At 54.2% G+C, this 19518-nt stretch carries 18 protein-coding genes and 2 pseudogenes; 15 read left to right on the forward strand and 5 right to left on the reverse strand.

Translation table 11 applies throughout. From position 1 onward, the window contains the following. Positions 1–159 precede the first annotated feature (159 nt). Together ACI5FR_RS25695 and ACI5FR_RS25700 are read right to left on the reverse strand one after the other, a co-directional pair. Positions 160–1218, reverse strand: coding sequence for a Gfo/Idh/MocA family protein (locus ACI5FR_RS25695; protein ID WP_405459748.1), 1059 nt, complete (start codon positions 1216–1218; stop codon positions 160–162). A 193-nt stretch (positions 1219–1411) separates the two neighbouring features. Further along, a complete protein-coding gene (locus ACI5FR_RS25700) occupies positions 1412–1726 on the reverse strand; it encodes a DUF4870 domain-containing protein (RefSeq protein ID WP_405459750.1) in 315 nt (104 codons plus the stop codon). 160 nt (positions 1727–1886) lie between these two features. Between ACI5FR_RS25700 and ACI5FR_RS25705 the strand changes: the two genes are divergently transcribed. The 10 genes and pseudogenes from ACI5FR_RS25705 to ACI5FR_RS25750 all read left to right on the forward strand — a co-directional run bounded on the left by ACI5FR_RS25705 (position 1887) and on the right by ACI5FR_RS25750 (position 12699). Then, positions 1887–2237, forward strand: coding sequence for a hypothetical protein (locus ACI5FR_RS25705; RefSeq protein ID WP_405459752.1), 351 nt, complete (start codon positions 1887–1889; stop codon positions 2235–2237). A 773-nt stretch (positions 2238–3010) separates the two neighbouring features. After that, positions 3011–3853 carry an NUDIX domain-containing protein gene (locus ACI5FR_RS25710; protein ID WP_405459754.1) on the forward strand — a complete coding sequence of 281 codons (843 nt, stop codon included), beginning with the start codon at positions 3011–3013 and terminating at the stop codon, positions 3851–3853. 30 nt (positions 3854–3883) lie between these two features. Further along, positions 3884–4432, forward strand: a complete 549-nt coding sequence (locus ACI5FR_RS25715) for a cysteine hydrolase family protein (RefSeq protein WP_405459757.1) — start codon at positions 3884–3886, stop codon at positions 4430–4432. Positions 4433–4459: 27 nt separating this feature from the next. Then, a complete protein-coding gene (gene nadE / locus ACI5FR_RS25720) occupies positions 4460–5302 on the forward strand; it encodes an ammonia-dependent NAD(+) synthetase (RefSeq protein WP_405459759.1) in 843 nt (280 codons plus the stop codon). A gap of 5 nt (positions 5303–5307) precedes the next feature. Then, positions 5308–6759, forward strand: coding sequence for a nicotinate phosphoribosyltransferase (locus tag ACI5FR_RS25725; protein ID WP_405459761.1), 1452 nt, complete (start codon positions 5308–5310; stop codon positions 6757–6759). A gap of 404 nt (positions 6760–7163) precedes the next feature. Further along, complete coding sequence (locus ACI5FR_RS25730; RefSeq protein WP_405459763.1) at positions 7164–7796, forward strand: DUF5052 family protein; 633 nt, start codon at positions 7164–7166, stop codon at positions 7794–7796. A 113-nt stretch (positions 7797–7909) separates the two neighbouring features. Then, a pseudogene (locus ACI5FR_RS25735) lies at positions 7910–8137 on the forward strand (YiaA/YiaB family inner membrane protein); the annotation flags it as partial. A 63-nt stretch (positions 8138–8200) separates the two neighbouring features. Continuing rightward, positions 8201–8395: pseudogene (locus tag ACI5FR_RS25740) on the forward strand (YiaA/YiaB family inner membrane protein); the annotation flags it as partial. 127 nt (positions 8396–8522) lie between these two features. After that, complete coding sequence (locus tag ACI5FR_RS25745; RefSeq protein ID WP_405459765.1) at positions 8523–11096, forward strand: glycoside hydrolase family 2 protein; 2574 nt, start codon at positions 8523–8525, stop codon at positions 11094–11096. Between the two features lie 181 nt (positions 11097–11277). Next, positions 11278–12699: a N,N-dimethylformamidase beta subunit family domain-containing protein gene (locus tag ACI5FR_RS25750; protein WP_405459767.1), complete on the forward strand. Its 1422-nt coding sequence runs from the start codon at positions 11278–11280 to the stop codon at positions 12697–12699. A 66-nt stretch (positions 12700–12765) separates the two neighbouring features. Here the strand turns inward: ACI5FR_RS25750 and ACI5FR_RS25755 are convergent, their stop codons facing one another. Together ACI5FR_RS25755 and ACI5FR_RS25760 are read right to left on the reverse strand one after the other, a co-directional pair. Further along, complete coding sequence (locus tag ACI5FR_RS25755) at positions 12766–13437, reverse strand: response regulator transcription factor (protein WP_405459769.1); 672 nt, start codon at positions 13435–13437, stop codon at positions 12766–12768. A gap of 28 nt (positions 13438–13465) precedes the next feature. Next, a complete protein-coding gene (locus ACI5FR_RS25760) occupies positions 13466–14611 on the reverse strand; it encodes a sensor histidine kinase (protein WP_405459772.1) in 1146 nt (381 codons plus the stop codon). Between the two features lie 169 nt (positions 14612–14780). Between ACI5FR_RS25760 and ACI5FR_RS25765 the strand changes: the two genes are divergently transcribed. Together ACI5FR_RS25765 and ACI5FR_RS25770 are read left to right on the forward strand one after the other, a co-directional pair. After that, positions 14781–15242, forward strand: a complete 462-nt coding sequence (locus ACI5FR_RS25765) for a hypothetical protein (protein WP_405459774.1) — start codon at positions 14781–14783, stop codon at positions 15240–15242. Positions 15243–15448: 206 nt separating this feature from the next. Next, positions 15449–15880: an NTP transferase domain-containing protein gene (locus ACI5FR_RS25770; RefSeq protein WP_405459776.1), complete on the forward strand. Its 432-nt coding sequence runs from the start codon at positions 15449–15451 to the stop codon at positions 15878–15880. Positions 15881–16048: 168 nt separating this feature from the next. Here the strand turns inward: ACI5FR_RS25770 and ACI5FR_RS25775 are convergent, their stop codons facing one another. Continuing rightward, on the reverse strand, positions 16049–16219 hold the full coding sequence (locus ACI5FR_RS25775) for a XapX domain-containing protein (RefSeq protein WP_405459778.1): 171 nt from the start codon (positions 16217–16219) through the stop codon (positions 16049–16051). A 267-nt stretch (positions 16220–16486) separates the two neighbouring features. Here ACI5FR_RS25775 and ACI5FR_RS25780 point away from each other — a divergent pair, with 267 nt between their 5' ends. The 3 genes from ACI5FR_RS25780 to ACI5FR_RS25790 all read left to right on the forward strand — a co-directional run bounded on the left by ACI5FR_RS25780 (position 16487) and on the right by ACI5FR_RS25790 (position 19369). Further along, positions 16487–17128, forward strand: coding sequence for a hydrolase (locus ACI5FR_RS25780; protein ID WP_405459781.1), 642 nt, complete (start codon positions 16487–16489; stop codon positions 17126–17128). Positions 17129–17551: 423 nt separating this feature from the next. Next, the gene (locus tag ACI5FR_RS25785) at positions 17552–18433 is read left to right on the forward strand and encodes a LysR family transcriptional regulator (protein ID WP_405459784.1); all 882 of its coding nucleotides are present in this window, start codon (positions 17552–17554) and stop codon (positions 18431–18433) included. Positions 18434–18481: 48 nt separating this feature from the next. Beyond that, positions 18482–19369, forward strand: a complete 888-nt coding sequence (locus ACI5FR_RS25790; RefSeq protein ID WP_405459787.1) for a LysR family transcriptional regulator — start codon at positions 18482–18484, stop codon at positions 19367–19369. Positions 19370–19518 lie beyond the last annotated feature (149 nt).

Consider the following 19518-nt stretch of genomic DNA (forward strand, 5'->3'; position numbering starts at 1 on the left):
TTCCACACTTCTATCCGCCGCTTAGGGCCTGGTCTCGAGAACGCATCGACTTCCCGCGTCCACGCTTTTCATTGTACCCACAGACGGCAAAAAAGAGAAGGGACCCCCTGCGCTCGGGTCCAACTTCTCTTTTTCACACTTTGTTGGGTTTCTTAAGGATTACAAAGTAATTTCCGAACGGCTGTCCGACGAGTCGTAAATCGCTTGAATGATCTGGGACGACAGGATGACCGTATCAATATGGGACGGGAGCTTCTCGCCGGTGCGAATGCAGTCCAGGAAGCCGTCGATTTCGTTCTGGAACATGTCGGTCGACGTGTATTTCGGCGTTGTCTCGAGCAAGGCTCCGTCCTTCGCGCTGTAGACGGTGAACTCTTTGCCGTACTGCAGCCGGACGCCCGCTTTATCGCCCAGGAAGTCGATGTACATTTCGTTCACGCCGATATTTTGAGCCCAAGCCCCGTTGACCGAAATGGTCGGGCCTTCGGTGCGGATCATCGCGGTCACGAAGTCGTCCACGTCATACGTGCCTTTGTAGTTCGGAGGTCCTGCCCACATGCTGACGTACGTGTAGTTCTCCATGTCTTGGCCCAGCTTGCTGTAGGCTTGGCCGGTTACGGTCTTCGGCTGAGGGTCGCCCGTACAGTACATGACGACGTCGAGGAAGTGAACGCCCCAGTCGATCAAGGCGCCGCCGCCCGCAATCGACTTCGTCGTGAAGGCGCCGCCGAGTCCCGGGATCGAGCGGTGCGAGCGGAAGCTGACGTAGACGTGATAAATTTCGCCGAGCTCGCCGTTTTGGATCATGTTGCGGATCCGGTTGACGCCCGTGTTGAAACGGTTGACGACGCCGATGTTGAGTACCTTGCCCGTTTCGTGCTGCACCTTTTGCATCTCAAGCGCTTCGGCGTACGTGCGGGCTGCGGGCTTCTCGCAGAGCACGTTTTTGCCCGCGCGCAGGCTGTCGATGGCGATCGAGGCGTGCACATTGTTCGGCGTACAGATGGAGACCGCTTCGATCTCCGGATCGTTCAAGGCAACGCGGTAGTCTTCGATCGCTTCGCCGCAGCCGTATTCTTTCACCGCTTTTTCCGCTCTCTCTTTGATGATGTCGCAGAAGTATTTGATTTCCGCGTTCGGGTTAGCCATGTAGGCTTTAATATGTGCGGCGTTCGCAATCGTACCGCATCCGATAATCGCAACTTTAATCTTGCCCATCCTGAATCCCTCCACAAATATGATACAAGCATGCATTGACAACTTTAATTGTACCGGGTTGGGCTGAAGATTCAAGGTAGATTTTCTGCTTTACGGTTATCCCGATTTGTCTATTTGGCGAAGGTAACGAAAAAACCCCCCACCCCATACCGGTCTAGACCAGTGTAGGGAGTGGAGGTTTTCAGCATTTCGCTTACATGAGCAGCGTGTACTGCCCGATGAGCGGAAGCGGCTTCATCTCGCCGTTCGCCGCGTTGATGATGCCGATAATGGCCAGCGCCAGGCAGAACAGCCCGGCTAGTGGGATCAGCACCCACCCTAGGAACGGGATGATCCGGAAGACGATCTGACAGGCCAAGTAGAGCAGGAAGAGCGTGAGCCCCTGGTTCGCGTGATACATGGCGAATTTGCTGTCTTTGGCGGCGATCATCGGGATGAAGAAAATGATGTAGGCCAGGATGGCGTAAACTTTATTATTTTGTGCATCCGTATTCGGATCCGCTGTCATTGCGATTTCGCTCCTTTTTGTACCGAAGATGCTTCATTATATTCGGAAAGTGGGGCCTTCATACAAGGGTCGTATGACGCATTTTATAGATGTCCTGGTCTCTCACGTCTACCTCCGGGCGCATGCGCATATATTGGCAACAAAAACGGAGGGCGAACGGATGGAGAACTTGAAAGTAAGCCGGTACTTCAAACTGAAGCAAAAGCAGAAGGAGCTCGAGCAGGAGCTGGGCGAGCTGAGGCAGGAAATCTTGGCGCACTGTGCAGAGCTCGGGGAAGACGAGCTGGAGATCGGCCACTACCGCGTGAAGGTGGTGCAGCAGGAGCGCAAGGAATATGACGACAGCAAGCTGCAGCAGGCGCTGCCGGATCTGGAGGTGTGGAAGCTGATCTCCCGGGCGGACAATGCGAAGATCGCGGGTATGGTCTCGTTGCAGGTGCTGTCCGAGGAAGCGCTCCGCGATACGTATACAGTGAAGAAAATCTCCTCGCTCCATGTGGAGAAGCTGTGAGGCTCCGTTAAGGAGCCTTTTTATTTATATCCTAACGGGAAGCACTTTCACTTGTATAGCGACAAGGAGCCCTATTAACCGGGAAATGAGCTGGGAAGAATGGGATCCCGCACCGATAACTGCAAACGTGTAGTTATTTCCGCCGCAATTCGGGCTTTGGGCGCCTACCTGGAGTGACGGAATCCGATGACCCGCTGCGACCCCTGAACGGCATTAGGGTGAAGCCTGTACTCGCTTGGCGCTTACCTGAGAGGGAAAACCTCCCTCTCCTTGGGCTGATTTTAAGACTTCCGGCGGCATCAAGGGGAAAACCTCCCTCTCTTTCCGAGCGAAAGCCCCGATTGGACGGATTTCGATTGAAAAAGAGGGAGAAATTCCTCTTCATGGAGCCGATCCGGCGGCCTATCCATCGAAAAGGGGGAGAAATTCCCCCTCATGCCGAAAGCGGGAGTAGAACGTACGAAGAGAACGCAACGCTATAAGCAAACAAGGGCAAAGAGGGCAGGCAGAGGGAGTGGAGAAGCGTAGCGTCCGCCCTTGAAATCTTGTTCTATCCTTAGCCCATTCCGCTCCAAAGCACAAGCTTTTGGGCAAGCGGTCGGAACCCCTCTGCCTGCCCTCTCCGCGCGTCAAACTGAATGCCTGCGCCAAGGATTTCTGGAGTGATCTGCTCCAGAGGTTTTTCTCAGCGTTGAGAGGGATTGACATTGTCGTCAATAATGTCATAATGATAATATCAAAATGAATCCATGAAATCTTGGCAGGTGATGCAAATGAAGGAACCGCACGGCCGCGAACCGGCCGAACCGGAGCACGAACCGGCGCACGAACCAGATTACGTACCGGCAGAAGAACCGGAGAATGCGGCCAACTACACGTCCAGCCGTTACCGTACCCCCGACGGCGCACCGACGGATATCGTCATCTTCACGATCGTGACTACGGAGGCGAAGGGCAAGAAGAAGGCGCTGCCGGACCGCGAGCTGCAGGTGCTGCTCATCCAGCGGAAGCGCTGGCCGTTCGAAGGGCAGTGGGCACTGCCCGGAGGGTTCTCACACGAGACGGAGACGATCCACGCCTGCGCGGAGCGGGAGCTGGAGGAAGAGACCGGCGTGGCGGACGTCCATATCGAGTATTTCGGCGTGTATAGCGCACCGGGCCGGGATCCCCGGGGGTGGATGATCTCGCACGCGTTTTTCGCCCTTGTGCGGGAGCAGGAGCTGCGCCATCGCAGGGCGGCGGACGATGCAGCCGATGTCCGGCTGTTCCCGGTGGAGGAGGCGCTCGCGATGGAGCTGGCTTTCGATCACGGCGAGATTCTGAGGGAAGCGCTCGTCCGAGTGCGGCAGAAGATGCTCGCGACCGATATCGCCAAGGAATTTCTCCCCGACGAGTTCACGATCAGCGAGCTGTATCAAGTGATCCAGACCGTCGTGCCTGAGTTCGAGGAGCGCAATTTTATCCGCAAAGTCACGTCCACCCAGAGCCGCGAGGGCATCATCGAGAAGGTGCTCACCCGGGAAGGGGAGCCCAAGCGGTCGAACCGCTACTCCCAGAGGGGCGCGCAGCTATACCGGTTTACCGGCCATGTGCCGGCACTATCGATTTACGGATAGGTTGAGCATCCGAACAGGAGGGAACAATGAATGAGAGCGCTTGTGGTGATTGATTACACGGTAGATTTCGTGAACGGCCGGTTGCCTTGCGGCCAGCCGGCGATCGATATTGAAGAGCGGATTGCGGCGCTGACCCAGCAATTCGTAGACCAGGGAGACTTCGTCGTCATGGCGGTCGACATGCATGAGGAGAACGACGAACACCATCCGGAGAGCCGGCTGTTCCCGCCGCACAACATACGCGGCACCGAGGGACGGGAGCTGTACGGGAAGCTCAAGGACGTCTATGTTGCTAACTCCGCGCAAATTCATTGGATGGACAAAACCCGCTACAGCGCCTTCTGCGGCACGGAGCTGGAGCTGAAGCTGCGGGAGCGGGGCATTACGGAGCTGCATCTGGTCGGCGTATGCACCGACATCTGCGTGCTGCACACGGCGGTGGAGGCGTACAACCGGGGATTTCGGATCTTCATCCATGAAGACGCGGTGGCCAGCTTCAATCCGGACGGGCATAATTGGGCGCTGGGACATTTCCGGAACACGCTGGGGGCCGAGCTGGTTCGCGACTACAACCGATAAACGCTAAACGTAGAGGAGAGGGTTCACATGGCGACAACGAATATGCAAGCGCGCATTAGGGAAGAACTGCACGCCGCCCCGCAGATCGATGCGGAAGCGGAAATACGCCGAAGGGTCGATTTTCTAAAAGCTTATGCGGTTCACACGGGTGTAAAAGGCTTCGTGCTAGGGATATCCGGGGGGCAGGACTCGACCTTGGCGGGCAAGCTGGCCCAGCTCGCGGTCAATGAGCTGAATGCGGAGCGGGGTGCCGGCGAGGGCACGTACAGCTTCATTGCCGTGCGGCTGCCATACGGCGTGCAGCGGGATGAAGACGACTGCCAGGACGCGCTTCGCTTCATCCAGCCTACCCGCACCGTGGCGGTGAACATCAAACCCGCCGTGGACGCCTCCGTAGAGCAATTCGCGGCTGCGACAGGCGAGTCGCTCAGCGACTATCTCAAGGGGAACGTAAAAGCGCGGGAACGGATGAAGGTTCAGTACGACCTGGCCGCGCACTACGGGATGCTCGTCATCGGTACGGATCATGCGGCGGAAGCGATTACCGGCTTTTTCACGAAGCATGGGGACGGGGCCTGCGACGTGGCTCCTCTGTTCGGGCTCGACAAACGGCAGGGCAAGCAGCTGCTGCAGGCGCTCCGCTGCCCGGAGCATCTGTACAAGAAAAAGCCGACCGCCGATCTGGAGGACAACAAGCCTGGTCTGCCGGATGAAGACGCCCTCGGGATGAGCTACGAGGAGCTGGACGACTACCTCGAAGGCAAGGAGCTGCCGGCGGCTACGAAACAGCGTATCGAAGCCCGGTACTTGGCGACGGACCACAAACGAAAGGGACCCGTTACCGTCTACGATACATGGTGGAAGGACTGATCCGCATGAGCTATGCCAACTACGACAACTTGACGCTCCATACCGACAAATACCAGATCAACATGATGTACGCGCATTGGGTACACGGCACGCTGAATGAGAAGGCCGTCTTCGAGGCGTACTTCCGCAAGCTGCCGTTCGGCAACGGCTTCGTCGTCTTCGCCGGCCTGGAGCGGATCGTGCGCTACATCCAGAGCCTGCGCTTCGGCGACGCCGAGATCGCGTATCTGCGGGAGCAGGAGGAGCAATACGACGAAGCGTTTCTGGAGGAGCTGCGGCGGTTCCGGTTTACCGGGAATTTGTATTCGGTCGAGGAAGGGACGCTCGTCTTCGCCAATGAGCCGCTGCTGCGGGTCGAAGCCCGCGTGTTCGAAGCGCAGCTGATCGAGACGGCGATGCTGAACTTCATGAACTACCAGACGCTTGTCGCCACGAAGGCCGCCCGCATCAAGCAGGTGGCGCCGACCGAGGTGCTGCTCGAATTCGGGACGCGGCGCGCCCAGGAAGCCGACGCTGCCGTCTGGGGAGCGCGGGCGGCGTATATCGCCGGCTTCCACGCCACATCGAATATGCGCTCGGGCATGCTGTTCGGCATCCCGGCCAAGGGCACGCACGCCCATTCGTGGGTGCAGGGCCATGCGACGGAGGAGGAGGCGTTCCGCCGGTTCGCCGAAGCGCTGCCGAATCAGGTCACGCTGCTCGTCGACACGTACAATACGCTGAAGAGCGGCGTACCCAATGCGATCAAGATTGCAGGCGAGCTGAAGCGTCAAGGGAAGCGGATGAACGCGATCCGGCTCGACAGCGGCGACTTGGCGTACTTGTCCCAGCAGGCGCGGATCATGCTGGACGAGGCCGGGTTCCCGGATGTGCAGATCGTCGCCTCGAACGACCTCGACGAGAACATCATCCTGAACCTGAAGGCGCAGGGTGCGAAGATCGATGTGTGGGGCGTCGGCACCCAGCTCATCACAGCAGCGGACCAGCCGGCGCTAGGCGGCGTGTACAAGCTGGTGGCGAGGGAGGAGAACGGGCAGTACGCCCCGGTCATCAAAGTATCGGGCAACCCGGAGAAGGTGTCGAATCCGGGCTTCAAGAAGATGTTCCGCATTATCAATCGGGGGACCGGCAAAGCCGAGGCGGACTATATCACCTTAGTGGACGATGAGGATGTCGAGCGGAAGGAGCGGCTGAAGCTTTTTGATCCGGTGCACCCGTATATCCACAAGTATGTGGAGGACTACGAGGCCGTGCCGCTGCTGAAGCCGATTTTCGACAAGGGAGCACTCGTCTACTCCTTGCCTGCACTCGATCAAATTCGGGAGCACCATCGGCAGCAGCTGACCCAGTTCTGGCCCGAGTACCTCCGCAAGCTGCATCCGGAAACGTACCGGGTGAACCTGAGCACGAAGGCATGGAAGCTGAAGATGGAGCTGATCGCCCAGCATCAAGGGTAACTAACCGAGGAAAAAACGCAAGCGCAGGACGGGCTGAGTCTATTAAATCATCCTACTAGAGATTGGCCGTTCTTAAGAAGGACGTCGTAACTGGACCAGGGTCCGTTGCGGCGTTTTTGGTTTTTATCATACACTGGATCATGGCAAAGAAACCGCTCTGCGTTTGAACGGTTTTCGTGGGGTAGGGGATATAGGCAAAAGCGGCGATTAGTCCTGGCCGCCTTTGTCCGCCGGTTCTTCCTTGCGTTCTTCGAACGGTTCGCGGTCTTCTTCGTAGTACATGCTAGAGTCACCTCCTTCCTAGTAGAATGCCCGGATGATTTAGTATAAGCATAGAGAGTCATGTTTATGCCTGTATTAGCGCAATGTAACGAACTTGTAAAACTTTTTAGGAGGCATCTTAGATGATCTTATCCCTTATAACGAAGCGAGCGGCTAAGGCATTCCTCATTCTGTCCGCGCTTGCGTCCCTGCTCGTGCTGACGAGCTGCAACATGTTCACCAACGATTTCGGCAAGCTGAAGAGCGCCTTCCAGGGCCGCGACGCCGTCATTCAGACGTACGATGAAGACAGCAACCTCATTGACCGCATCGCCGGCAAGTCGATCGACATCGGGGCGGACGACAAATTCGCCATCAAGGACAGCGAGGGCAAGACGGTGCAAAAATCGGGCGTCCTTAGCTTCACCGTTGGCGGCAAAGTGATGACCCACGTGGGCAGCTCGCTGATTTTGGCCGAGAAAGGGCTCACCGATCTGGTCGCCGAGTATGCGAAGACGAATTCGATCTCGAACAACGACCGTTCGGTGCCGTTCATCAACCGGATCGTGAATGGCATGCAGAACTTGACGACCGGCAAGGAGATGATCATCCTCATCCGTTCGCAATCCGGCAAGCCGCTCGCCACCTATTCCGGCAACAGCGTCAGCTACTTCGCGACCGACATCGACAAGAGCACCGGCTTCATCATCGACGGCAAATATTTGTTCGTGTACCGCTGCGACTATACGATCTATGAGAAATCGCTGCTGGAGTAAGAGTGAGAATGGACATTCCGCGCTAAAAGATACAATTGAAAAAATTTCCTTCACCATGCTATACTTTATCCAGTTTTGGATATTTTACGGGTCACATGGACAGGAGGAGCTTGATGGAACCGAATGTGGTTCAGCGCAATTCATTCTACCGAAGACGGAACACCCCTACGTTTACATTCATGGCATGGGCGGCGTTCGTCTTAGCCTGCGGGTTCGAGTTCGTAGGCGTTTACACCCTGAAGCAGCCTTTGTCCGTCCAGGGTTATTATGCGGTGACAGGTGTATTGATCATAGTGTCAGCGTTCGTTTTGCAGAAAGTCATCCGGGACAACGACGAAGATGAGTTCCTGCAATTATCTAACCCGACTCATCGGCGCCGAAACACCTCGGCCTTCACCTTCATGTCTTGGGGAGGGTTCATTCTCTCCATTCTGTTCGAATACATTGGACTCTATACGCTGGAAGAACCGTTCTACGTTAAAGGGTATTATGCCATTGCGGCGGCGTTCCTCATCGTGTCGTGCCTGGTGCTGCAAAAAGTGATCCGGGATAACGAAGAGGACAAAATCCACAATCCGCCTGTAAGTGCAGAGAGTTAATAAGACCAGAGCCGTTCCGACGATAGGGACGGCTTTTTGTATGCAACGTGGAGGAAAACGGGACCCGGATGTCAAAGTGTAAGCGCATGATCATAACTCTACAAGTAAAAGACAGGAGTGCGCGGACATGAAGCAACGGCTGAACGAGAATTGGGAATTGAAAGGCGACTTGCTGTCCGCCGACTATCGGGACGTGATGAGGCGGGAGGACGGCTGGATCGCGGCGACGCCGCTGCCTTGCGACGTCCGGATGCCCCTCCTGCGGGACGGCGTCATCCCGGAGCCGCTGACGGCGGATCAGTGCTTCGCGAGCGAATGGGTGGAGCAGAAAGCTTGGTGGTTCCGGCGGGAATTCGAGGTGACGGCGGACGAGGCGGCACACGATCAGGCGATTTTGACATTGGAGTCGCTGGACGCGGAGGCGGACATTTGGCTGAACGGGCGGCGCCTGGGGCATCATCGGAGCACATTCTATCCGTTCGTGCGGGAGATTGGCAAAGAGCTGCACATCGGGCTGAACCTGCTCGTCGTACGGGTCACATCGGGGCTGGAGCGGGTGAGCCGGCTGGATGTGGAGACGACGTGGGAATCCGTGACCAAGACGTCGTCGGACGTACAGAGAGTACGCGGCGACGAGCGCCGGGTGATGGTGCGCAAGCCGCAGTACGTCTACGGCTGGGACTGGGCACCTCGGGTTGCATCAATCGGCATCATGGGCGACGTCTCGATCGAGTACGCGCATCGGATCCGGATCGGCGATGTGCAGGCGGTGACGGTGTCGGCGGAGGAGGGGGGACGTGCGCTGCTCGAGCTTACCGTAGAAGCGCACAACCTGCACGCTTTTGCCACGCGGGAAGCGGTGGTGGAGATCGAGATTACAGGGCCTGGCGGGACGTTGGAAGCAGCCGTTCGTGCGGTCCAAGATGTATCGCTTCGTTCCGGGCTGTATCCGATCCGGCTTCGTGTCGAAGTACCGCAGGCCCGGGTATGGTGGCCGAACGGGATGGGCGAAGCGCCGTTGTATACGATTCGGGCCGCGCTCAGGGAGGAGGGTGGCATTACGGTGGAGTACCCGGCCTTCCGCTTCGGCATTCGCACCCTGCGGCTGAATACGTCGAAGCTGAAGGATGGGGAGCGACAATTTACATTTGAGGTGAACGGCGTACCGGTGTTCTGCAAGGGCGCGAACTGGATTCCGGCCGATTCCATCTACGCTCGGGTAACGGAGGAGCGATACGACCGTTTGCTGCAGGAAGCGCGCGAGGCGAACTTCAACATGCTGCGCGTGTGGGGAGGGGGCTTGTACGAGCGGGACTTTTTCTATGCCAAATGCGACGAATACGGGCTGCTGGTATGGCAAGACTTCATGTTCGCCTGCGCCAAATATCCGGATCATCTCGAATGGTTCCGCCAGGAGGTGGAGCGCGAAGCCGACTACCAGACGCGGCGGCTGCGCAACCACAGCTCGATCGTGCTCTGGTGCGGGAACAACGAGAACCATTGGGGGTTCAAGGGCTGGTGGAACCTGCAGGAGCACGGCGAGACTTACGGCGGCGCGATCTGCTACAACGAGATTCTACCGCGGATCGTCGACCGCAACTGCCCGGACGTCCCGTATTGGAACAGCTCTCCGTACGGCGGCGAGCACCCGAACGGGAACGACCAGGGCGACCGGCATCACTGGCACGACTGCATGATGAACAAGGAGATGGAGAAGCGGATTACTCCGGAGGAGTACGACAAGGTCACGGCCAAGTTCGTTTCCGAGTACGGTTATATCGGCCCCTGCCGGCGATCCACCGTGGCGAGCTATCACGGCGGGCATGAGATCGACCTGCTCGGCCCGATCTGGGAGCTGCACAACAATACGTTCGAGAAGGATACGGTGCGCGCCGGCATCGGCAAGCATTATGTCGATCCGGAAGGGCTTGGAGTCGAGGCGTATTTGCTGTACGCCGGGTTGTGCCAAGGCTTGATGCTCGGCTATTCGCTGGAAGCGCTGCGGGCCAAGCCGGGCTGCGCCGGCGCCCTGTTCTGGATGTTCAACGATTGCTGGGGCGAGACGGGCTGGACGATCGTCGACTACCTGCTCACGCGTAAGCTCGCGTACTACTACGTGAAGCGCGCACTGGCCCCGCAGGCGCTCATCCTGCGGGAGGAGGGCGACGAGGTGATCGTCGTCGCCGTGAACGAAGCCGAGCGGGAGCTCCGCTTCACGCTCGAGACCGGCTTCGCCGCCTACGACGGCAGCGGCGAGCACGATGTGCGCCGCGCCGAAGTCGCGCTGGCGCCGCGGTCCCGCGGAACCGTGTACCGGTTCCGCAAGAGCGCCGCCGCCGCCGACGGGGCGGGCGGCGTGCACTTCGCGCGCGCCGCGGGCCGCGCGCAGCCGGCCGGCGCCGAGGCGCCGGCGCTGCCCCTGCCCGCGACGCTGCGAGCAGGCGAGTTCCGCCGCCAGCGGGTGGCGGCGGGGGCGCTCGCGCTCGCGGACTTCCGGCGCGAGGCGGACGGGACCGTGCGCTTCACGGTGCGGAGCGACCGGTTCGCGCACGCGGTGCACTTCAACCTGCCGGAGACGCTGCGGCTGGACGACGAGTACTTCGACCTGCTGCCGGGCGAGCGGCGGGAAGTGGTCGTGCGCGAGGCGCCGCCGGCCCTGACGCTCTCGGACATTCGGGCGTCGAGCATCAGCAACGATTAGCGGAAGATTTTCGGCCGAAGCGGAGAAGGAAGAGGAGGGAAGCGTCCTTCCTCTGTCGAAGTTACTATGTAAACCTTACTACCAATGTTGGCTGAAATGTGCGATGTGCGATGTGCGATGTGCAATGTGCAATGTGCGATGTGCTAATGTGAAATGTGAAAAGCGAAAGGAGACACGAGGCATGCAGCGTCAAACCCAAGCCGAGAACCGATTGCCGGGGACGCTGGACTGGCAGCTGACGCGGTTCCAGTTCGATTATCCCGGCCACATGCAAGCAAGTCCGATTATTCGTGGGCTGCGCTCCTCCACGATCGAGGGTTACGCCTCCCGTACCAGCGTGTACCCGGGGGACACCCTGGAGCTAATGGTCAGCGTCCAGCCGGAGGCCGGCTTCGAGATTGATATTTATCGCATGGGCTACTATGACGGCTTGGGGGGACGCCATCTCCTGCACCTCGGTACGTTCGAGGGCCGACGGCAGCCGATGCCGATGGAGACGATCGAGCGGCTGCGCGAATGCGACTGGGAGCCGGCTGTGACGCTCACGATCCCGGACGATTGGGCGAGCGGCGTGTACTTGGCCAAGCTGACCAAGGGGACGGCTCCGCATGCACAGAGCTACATCGTCTTCGTCGTCAAGTCGCGGCGCAGGGCGCAAGTGCTCGTGCAGGTGAGCGACTTGACCTGGCAGGCATACAACAAGTGGCCCGGCGCCAACTCGATCTACGACGACGGTACGCCCGATATGTGGTACACCGGCGACAAGGTGCGGGTCAGCTTCGACCGGCCCTACGCCAAGTATTGCCAAATCGTCGACGCGCCGCTCTCCTGCGGATCTGGGGAGTTCCTGCTATGGGAGTTCCCGCTCGCCTACTGGCTGGAGGCCGAGGGCTACGAGGTGACGTACTGCTCGAACCTGGATACGCACCACGATCCGGACTTGCTGCTGTCGTGCGAAGTGTTCATCTCGGTCGGCCATGACGAGTATTGGACCCGGGAAATGTATGACAACGTGAGCCGCGCTCGCGACGCGGGGGTGAGCCTGCTGTTCCTGTCGGGCAATACGATGTACCACGAGATCCTCCCTTATACCCGGAAGGAAGGCGAGCCGTTCCGCTCCTTTGCCCGACGCAGGTATTTCCAGGACGAGCAGGAGCTTATGGGCGCGAGCAGCTTCGGGCCCGGCTATGGCGATTGGACCTGCGTGCAGCCGGATCACTGGGTGTTCGAAGGGACCGGGATGCAGGCGGGGGACCGCATCCCGGGGCTGATCGGCTGGGAGTATCACGGCGAGCCGTTCAAGGCGATCCGGGGCCTGGAGGTGCTGGCCCGCAGCGATCTCGCCGGGCAGCAGTCCGAAGACCCGGTTCGGGGCTTCGGGGTTCGGCCGAAGGGCGACGGCCGGCATGCCGCCGTCCTCTATCCGGGGCCGCGGGGCAACTGGGTGTTCAACGCGGGGACGATCTGGTGGGCCGAGGGGTTGAGCAGCCCGCCCGGGCACATCCCGGCGATGGGCGATATCGGCCGCGTGCAAGGCCCGGACCGCCGTGTACAGCAGATAACTCGCAATCTGCTCGCGAAGTGTTTGAGCAAGGGCGTCTAGCGACTGGAAAGGGCCGCTTCCTGTTTCGGCAGGTGCGGCTCTTCTTTTAATGAGTTTTCTCAGCCGTTACTTCACAAGTTTCATTCTTATTCCTATGACCACGGCCTGCGTGCGATCATAAGCCCCCAATTTTTGAATGATATGGTGAATATGCGTTTTAGTTGTGCCTTCGGAAATGCATAAAATCGTAGCAATTTCATGATTCCGCTTCCCGTAAGCGAGCAGCTGCAAAACTTCGGTTTCACGCTCTGTCAATGTATCATGAAAGCGTTCGTTGTCCATGGCCCCAGGCTCATCCTTACTCGGACTTAAGATTTGGCCCAGTGCCCGTTTGGCTGTGGTGCTGTTGAAGAGCGTTGCTCCGCGGGATATGGCTCGTATGCCGCTCAGCATTTCATCCATATCGGTATCCTTCAAAATATAACCTGCAGCCCCTGCACGAATCCCATCAAATACGTATTGTTCGACATCGAATGTGGTTAAGAGAATGACTTTGACATCGGGCAGCGATTCGACGATCGATTTAGTGGCCATAATTCCCGTGCTGTCCGGCATGCGAATATCCATCAATACAAGATCCGGAACGGTGGCTAACGTTACGTCAATCGCTTCTTCGCCCGTGGATGCCTCGCCAACCACTTTCATATCGGACTGGACGTCTATTATGTAACGCAGGCCATTGCGAATGAAAGGCTGGTCATCCGCAAGGACGATTCGTATCTTTTTCCCGGTTTCCATGCATAATCTCCTTCTCTGCCATCCCCGGCTACATATTCAAGGGAATGACCGCTTCTATCCTTAACCCGGTTGGAGCATTTGAACTGAATGTGAGACTTCCGCCAGCCGATTTGCATCTTTCCATCATTCCGCTTAAGCCAAATCCGAAATTCAATGCGTTTTCCCCGCTGAACTGTCCGTCATCGACGATCGTCAGCTTCACATGTTCTTCTTCCTCTTTCAGCAAAATGCTAACGTGGTTCGCCTCTGCGTGCTTAAGAATGTTCGTTAACGCTTCTTGCAAGATCCTGTAGAGGATGACGCTGGATTCAACCGACCACTCGCTAAGGGGACCGGCTTCTTGGTAATCGATACGTAAGAGGGAATTCGCCTCGGTTTGGGAAACCAGCCCTTTCAGCGCGATAGGCCCGAGACCTGTTTCATCTTCCGACCATTCCTTGACAGCAAGCCGTATTTCCTCCATCCCTTTGCGGGCGACCTTCAGAAGCTCGTCTACGCTGTGTGCTGCGGCAATGGGATCTTGGGGAATCATCAACCTCAAGGCTTGCAACTGAATAATGAGCGAGGTTAGCTGATGTCCAAGCCCGTCATGAATGTCTCGCGCCAGTCTTGTTCGTTCCGTCAGCGCTGCATACCCCATAGCTTGGATGGAATATTGCTGCAATTCGCTATAGGCTGCACTTAATTGCTCGAACTGTCGTTCATTCGTCCGATGGGCCTCGCGAAGCAGACTTTGATAATGGAGGGTCACGTACAAAAGGATTGCCGCTAAAAGCGCGCCATAGGAAAATCCGTCGACAATCATCATGAAAAAAATGATGAAAAGCGTAACTATAGCAAGGATCCCGGTTATTTGGCGCCACTTCTTTTCCCCCACAGCGAGCACATATAGCATTGGCCACAATATTCTGTGATCCGGGTAGTCGGGATAAAAGGAACGGATCAAGGCTGACACGCTCACAATGGCGACTAGGGCCACAATATACCTTGTTCCATTCCACCTTGACGGGGGAAGGGCGATCATGAAGATGTAACCGGCCATAAAGACGATATGAACGAGATGAACAGGGAAATCGGTAATGGGTCGCTCAGGGTAAATCAAAAGGAAAAACAGCAGGATGAAGAGGATATGCGCGCCAAGAGCACCAAAAGACTTAAACCTTGGTTTATTCATTTTGTGTACCTTCGATTTCAAACGGTTTTCCACATTATATCAAATGTACCGGCTTTCCTCCTCTATCGATCGATATAGACGTTTAACGAAAATCAACTCCGGGTAGACGATAAAAATAGCCGCGTTGTGCTATTTTTGATGTGCGACAAAACATGAAGGAGTGGTGAAGATGGAGTTGAGTGAAAGAGAAGATGCCGCTAAGAAAGGGAGATCCGGACTGGAGTCCAATGTTAGAATTACAGAGTGGGTGAAGAAGCGTTGGCCCTCACTTGTAGCGTTGGTAATAGCCGCCACCGGGCTTCCTGCTTCAGCGGATCCCATGTCCATGATCCTTTTCCTCGCAGCGCTTGTCTACCCGATATCAGGCGCCATCCGCGGACACCTTCGGGGCATCCGGCCGATATTGATTCAAATGACGGCATTGCTCTTTTTTGGAGTTATCGCGCTGGTAGCTTTGTTCGTAGATAGAGATACCAGCCTTATTCTGCTTGCAGCCGGGTATCTGGGTCATGCGATATGGGACATGGTCCACTTTCGAAACGGAAAGATGGTGTTGCGGGGGTATGCGGAGTTTTGTGCGGTTTTGGATTTCCTTATCGCCATCATCCTTCTGATCCCCATATTCATGTGAAAGAGGGATAGGATGAACAACATAGCTTCCCCCATCAATAAAAACTTGGAAGTGTGATACGGATAAGGTGATAGTACAACGCTATTCATCCCGATATGACCCAATCCGAAATAATAGCGATCTGCGACAGCGTTATTTTTACGGTTGGGCAAAACAGAGTAGGTCAAAGGGGTAATAGGGTGATGCCGTAATGTTATTTTTCCACAATGGGTTGGATTTCGACGAATAGCGTTATCCGACAACGTTATATTTGTACAGTTGCATTGCAAAAAGCCACAAGCGAGCCCCTTCGTTCTTCAGGGCTCGCTTTAAGGCGCGGGGGGGCGATGATTTTGCTAGCCGACCAGCCGCTGATCACGGCGGAGATGTTAAACCAACTCCTCGACCGATTTAACGCCGGGTTGGAAAGCGATGAGGGGCTGCGCTACGTTGCATCCGCATCCGGCAACGTGTTAAGCCCGCCGATGCTGTTCTCCAGAGAAGCGTTCCCGGATCTGTTACGATTGAAGGGCGACAGCGGAGCGAAGCCAATTTTGCACGGAATGACGGGCATTACGGTGGAGCATCAGGAAGCGGCTTTACTGTGCGATATTGACTGCAGAGCCGAATACGAGGCATATGTGTGCTTTAAGGATTAGAGTTAGGCCATAAGCTATGCGAGATCACCGGCTGGTTTTCGGCAAAGGAAAGAACGAATGGAAACGATAATGGAGGAGCTCCTATACGGCAGCTCCTTTGAATTTTTTTGCGGATGGAATTGTCGAGAGCCGCGCAGACTTCCTTTGGTTTTTCTAGCCTAGCCTGATTCAACTATGATTGAACAGTAATTTAACCCACGGGATAAGTCGTTGTCCTAAAAACATACCGAATAGACCGATCAATCCCAACATTGGTGGGGCGGGAGACGGTATACGGAGGGTCTGAAAAACAATCCCGATAGCGAGTCCAGTAACCAAGGCTAATAATACAGACCACATAAATATGCCTCCTTTCTTAATAAGATCTTGGACTAATTCTATTGGCAAAACGAAGTCTCTAACAATATGGTTTTCTCTATATAACGTATAGGGAGTACTTATACGATGTAATGGAACGATCTCATAGCTTCAACCTATAGAACGTATAGAAAAAATAGAATTGATCCCTATATTTCGGTTTCAATACTATAAGGACATACGACGAACTGAATAACCACTTGTTTCGAATGCCGTCGTAAAACTAATAAAAGAAAGTTGGGATTCTACATGTTTAATGACAAAACGGATTTGCTTACCGCAGATAATTCTGCCATCATCCTGATTGACCATCAACCACAAATGCTATTCGGCGTGCAAAGTGCCGATAGGCAAACCGTTATCAATAATACGGTGGGATTGGCAAAAACGGCAAAAGTATTCAATGCGCCCATCATCTTAACTACCGTTGCGGCTAATTCCTTTTCGGGTCCGCTCCATCCCCAGGTTCAAGAAGTTTTTCCCGATCAACAACCTATCGATCGGACAAGTATGAATTCGTGGGAAGACGAAAACTTTTTAGCTGCCGTCAAAAAGACGGGCCGCAAAAAGCTGGTTATGGCTGCATTGTGGACAGAAGTATGCCTGGCTTTCCCCGCATTGTCGGCCATTAGGGACGGTTACGAAGTTTACATTGTAACAGACGCTTCAGCTGGGACAACGGTAGAGGCGCATAATATGTCCGTTGAGCGTATGATTCAAGCAGGTGCGATCCCGGTTACTTGGCAATCGGTTCTTCTTGAATATCAACGTGACTGGGCTCGTCCAGAGACTTACGATGCTGTGTTAGAAATTGCTAAGCAACATGGCGGCGCTTACGGCGCTGGCGTAATTTATGCCTATACGATGTTCGGCGGCAGCGAGGGACATTGAAATTAATCGATCAGCAGGAGAAAATTCACGAAGTAAGCTTACTTCGTGAATTTTTTCATCACTTTTGATTGATTTGAATAAAGATCGGTAATATTAAAGAGCATGGAACAATACGTTGGTAGAATGATAATGCTCGAAAAAGTGAAACTAGCAGCTTAGAAGGCATTGAGAAGCAGAAGGGACGTAGAAGGCTAATCCGCGGTAAACTGAAACCAAACCCGTATTGTTTTATACCGGGGTTATTTGTTGTTCGCCGGAATGATTTTTTCTTCAACCCTAAAATCCAGCAACCTTCACCTGAAATCTAGCGGATATATTAAATGACCGGTTCCTTCTTATAATGTTTACATGTACAGCAATCACCTATTGAGATTTCTTGAACGATCAATCAATCCCTAAATAAAACGAAGGCGAGGGTAAACTATGGAATTGCGCCAGCTTGAATATTTTATACAAATATGCAAATCGGGAAGTTTGACCAAAGCCAAAGAAGAATTAGGAGTGACCCAGCCTACACTAAGTCAGCAAATTCGCGTTTTGGAAGATGAGTATAATATCCCCTTGTTCGATCGGGTCAGTCGAGGGGTTGAGATAACGGAAGCGGGAAAAATTCTCTTGAACAAGGGCAACGCGATTATGAATCTTCTTGAAGAGGCGCGCAATGAAATATATGGCCGAAACCATACATCCAGAGAAACCATTACGATTGGATGTTGTCCTGCTGAACTTGAATATCTGGCTCCTTACTTCATGAGGTTTCACCAAAAGTACCCGAATATTTTATTGAAAATTATCGATGCAGAGGATGCCGAGAATCAAGTTTTGGAGCAAAAGGTAGACATTGGTATCACGGCAAACCCGATTTCTGATGCTTCGGTCATTTCGACTCATTTGTATAGACAAGAAATGGCGCTATTGATTCACTCCGAACATCCTTTGGCCGATAAAGCTTCGATTCCTTTTCGATCCTTGAAGCAAATGAATTCGATCATGTTTCCAGAACAAAACAAATCCTTAATTGAAGTATATGGTTTCTCTTGCGGGTTTACCTTGAAGTCGATCATCGAAACGTCCTCCACTTCCGTATTGATTCAATGGGTTCGGCATGGACTTGGAGCAGCTCTTTTACCGTCATCTTCGCTCCAAAGTCTAAGGGACGATTCTTTGCGTGTTGTTAAACTGGAAGGCCAGGCTCCTTGTTGGGATATATCTCTTGTATATCTTAAGTCCGTTCCTATGAGGCCCGCTGTACGCCTATTTAAGCAAGAGATGGATACCTATGTAAGAATTGGAGAAACCGGATGATCGTATTACACAATTAATAAATAGGAGTGAGTTTGAGGTGAATCTTTCATGTTCAGGCAATTAGAATGTTTCATTGAAATATGCAAGGAGGGAAGCTTTACTAAGGCTGCAGATGTTTTAATGATTTCACAGCCTACTTTAAGTCAACAGATCCGCTTTCTAGAGGGAGAAGTGGGAACCCCTTTGTTTGAGAGAGTTGGTAGAGGGGTCAAGATTTCAGCCGCCGGGGAAATCCTTTACGAAAAAGCTCTTTCCGTGAAAAGGCTAATTGAAGAATCAAAGGAAGAAACTTACGCGTTACGCAATGTTCGGGCGAATAAACTTTCGATCGGCATCTCGTCCATAGACTGTTTTAGTATAATACCCCGTTTTTTGACATTCCAACAGCAGTATCCTGATATTGCTTTAAAATTTGCCAGTGCAGAAAATCCATCACAGCAATTATTGGATAGTAGGATCGACATTGGCATTACCGATAACCATGAACCAAACAAAGAAATTCATACGATGCATCTGTATAAAGAAGAACAAGCATTGGTCGTGTATGCGGATCATCCATGGGCAGATCGAACCACTGTTTTTTTTCAAGAGCTGGAAGAGTTAGAATTTCCCTTATATGTTAAGGATGTAAGTATAATCGAGCAGCTTCATTCATTCAGCGCTAAGCTCGCCAAATCCTTGCAATCCAAGTTTGAGTCAACTTCCACGGCCATTCTGCTTTTTATAGTCCTGCAAAAGTTGGGGGTAGCTATTGTCCCTGTTTCTTTAGTCGGAAGCTTTTTTGGTGCGCAATTGAGAATGATTCGTCTAGTAGATCCAACGCCTGTTCGTGAGATCAAGCTTATTTTTAAAAAGTACCATTCCAATAATCCTTCCGTTCAAAAATGTATCGATTTTTTTCTGGAACAATCGAAAAAAGAGTTGGTCATCTGTTAAGGAATGGGTGTTTGACAAAAAGAATAGATGCAATCGCGCGAAGCTTCGTGGATCCCAAACGGCTCCATAGGTTTCGCTATTGCCGTTTGCCGGGGTTTCTCGTCAATTTGACAGCATAAGCAGATTCTATGGTTGGTATAGAGAAAGCC

Source organism: Paenibacillus sp. HJGM_3, from assembly GCF_045062745.1.
Taxonomy (GTDB): domain Bacteria; phylum Bacillota; class Bacilli; order Paenibacillales; family NBRC-103111; genus Paenibacillus_AA.

Bases quoted from the DNA above. Each gene is read 5' to 3' on its own strand.
- ACI5FR_RS25695 (WP_405459748.1), bottom strand. From the start codon at position 1,218: ATGGGCAAGATTAAAGTTGCGATTATCGGATGCGGTACGATTGCGAAC.
- ACI5FR_RS25700 (WP_405459750.1), bottom strand. From the start codon at position 1,726: ATGACAGCGGATCCGAATACGGATGCACAAAATAATAAAGTTTACGCC.
- ACI5FR_RS25705 (WP_405459752.1), top strand. From the start codon at position 1,887: ATGGAGAACTTGAAAGTAAGCCGGTACTTCAAACTGAAGCAAAAGCAG.
- ACI5FR_RS25710 (WP_405459754.1), top strand. From the start codon at position 3,011: ATGAAGGAACCGCACGGCCGCGAACCGGCCGAACCGGAGCACGAACCG.
- ACI5FR_RS25715 (WP_405459757.1), top strand. From the start codon at position 3,884: ATGAGAGCGCTTGTGGTGATTGATTACACGGTAGATTTCGTGAACGGC.
- nadE (WP_405459759.1), top strand. From the start codon at position 4,460: ATGGCGACAACGAATATGCAAGCGCGCATTAGGGAAGAACTGCACGCC.
- ACI5FR_RS25725 (WP_405459761.1), top strand. From the start codon at position 5,308: ATGAGCTATGCCAACTACGACAACTTGACGCTCCATACCGACAAATAC.
- ACI5FR_RS25730 (WP_405459763.1), top strand. From the start codon at position 7,164: ATGATCTTATCCCTTATAACGAAGCGAGCGGCTAAGGCATTCCTCATT.
- ACI5FR_RS25745 (WP_405459765.1), top strand. From the start codon at position 8,523: ATGAAGCAACGGCTGAACGAGAATTGGGAATTGAAAGGCGACTTGCTG.
- ACI5FR_RS25750 (WP_405459767.1), top strand. From the start codon at position 11,278: ATGCAGCGTCAAACCCAAGCCGAGAACCGATTGCCGGGGACGCTGGAC.
- ACI5FR_RS25755 (WP_405459769.1), bottom strand. From the start codon at position 13,437: ATGGAAACCGGGAAAAAGATACGAATCGTCCTTGCGGATGACCAGCCT.
- ACI5FR_RS25760 (WP_405459772.1), bottom strand. From the start codon at position 14,611: ATGAATAAACCAAGGTTTAAGTCTTTTGGTGCTCTTGGCGCGCATATC.
- ACI5FR_RS25765 (WP_405459774.1), top strand. From the start codon at position 14,781: ATGGAGTTGAGTGAAAGAGAAGATGCCGCTAAGAAAGGGAGATCCGGA.
- ACI5FR_RS25770 (WP_405459776.1), top strand. From the start codon at position 15,449: ATGGGTTGGATTTCGACGAATAGCGTTATCCGACAACGTTATATTTGT.
- ACI5FR_RS25775 (WP_405459778.1), bottom strand. From the start codon at position 16,219: ATGTGGTCTGTATTATTAGCCTTGGTTACTGGACTCGCTATCGGGATT.
- ACI5FR_RS25780 (WP_405459781.1), top strand. From the start codon at position 16,487: ATGTTTAATGACAAAACGGATTTGCTTACCGCAGATAATTCTGCCATC.
- ACI5FR_RS25785 (WP_405459784.1), top strand. From the start codon at position 17,552: ATGGAATTGCGCCAGCTTGAATATTTTATACAAATATGCAAATCGGGA.
- ACI5FR_RS25790 (WP_405459787.1), top strand. From the start codon at position 18,482: ATGTTCAGGCAATTAGAATGTTTCATTGAAATATGCAAGGAGGGAAGC.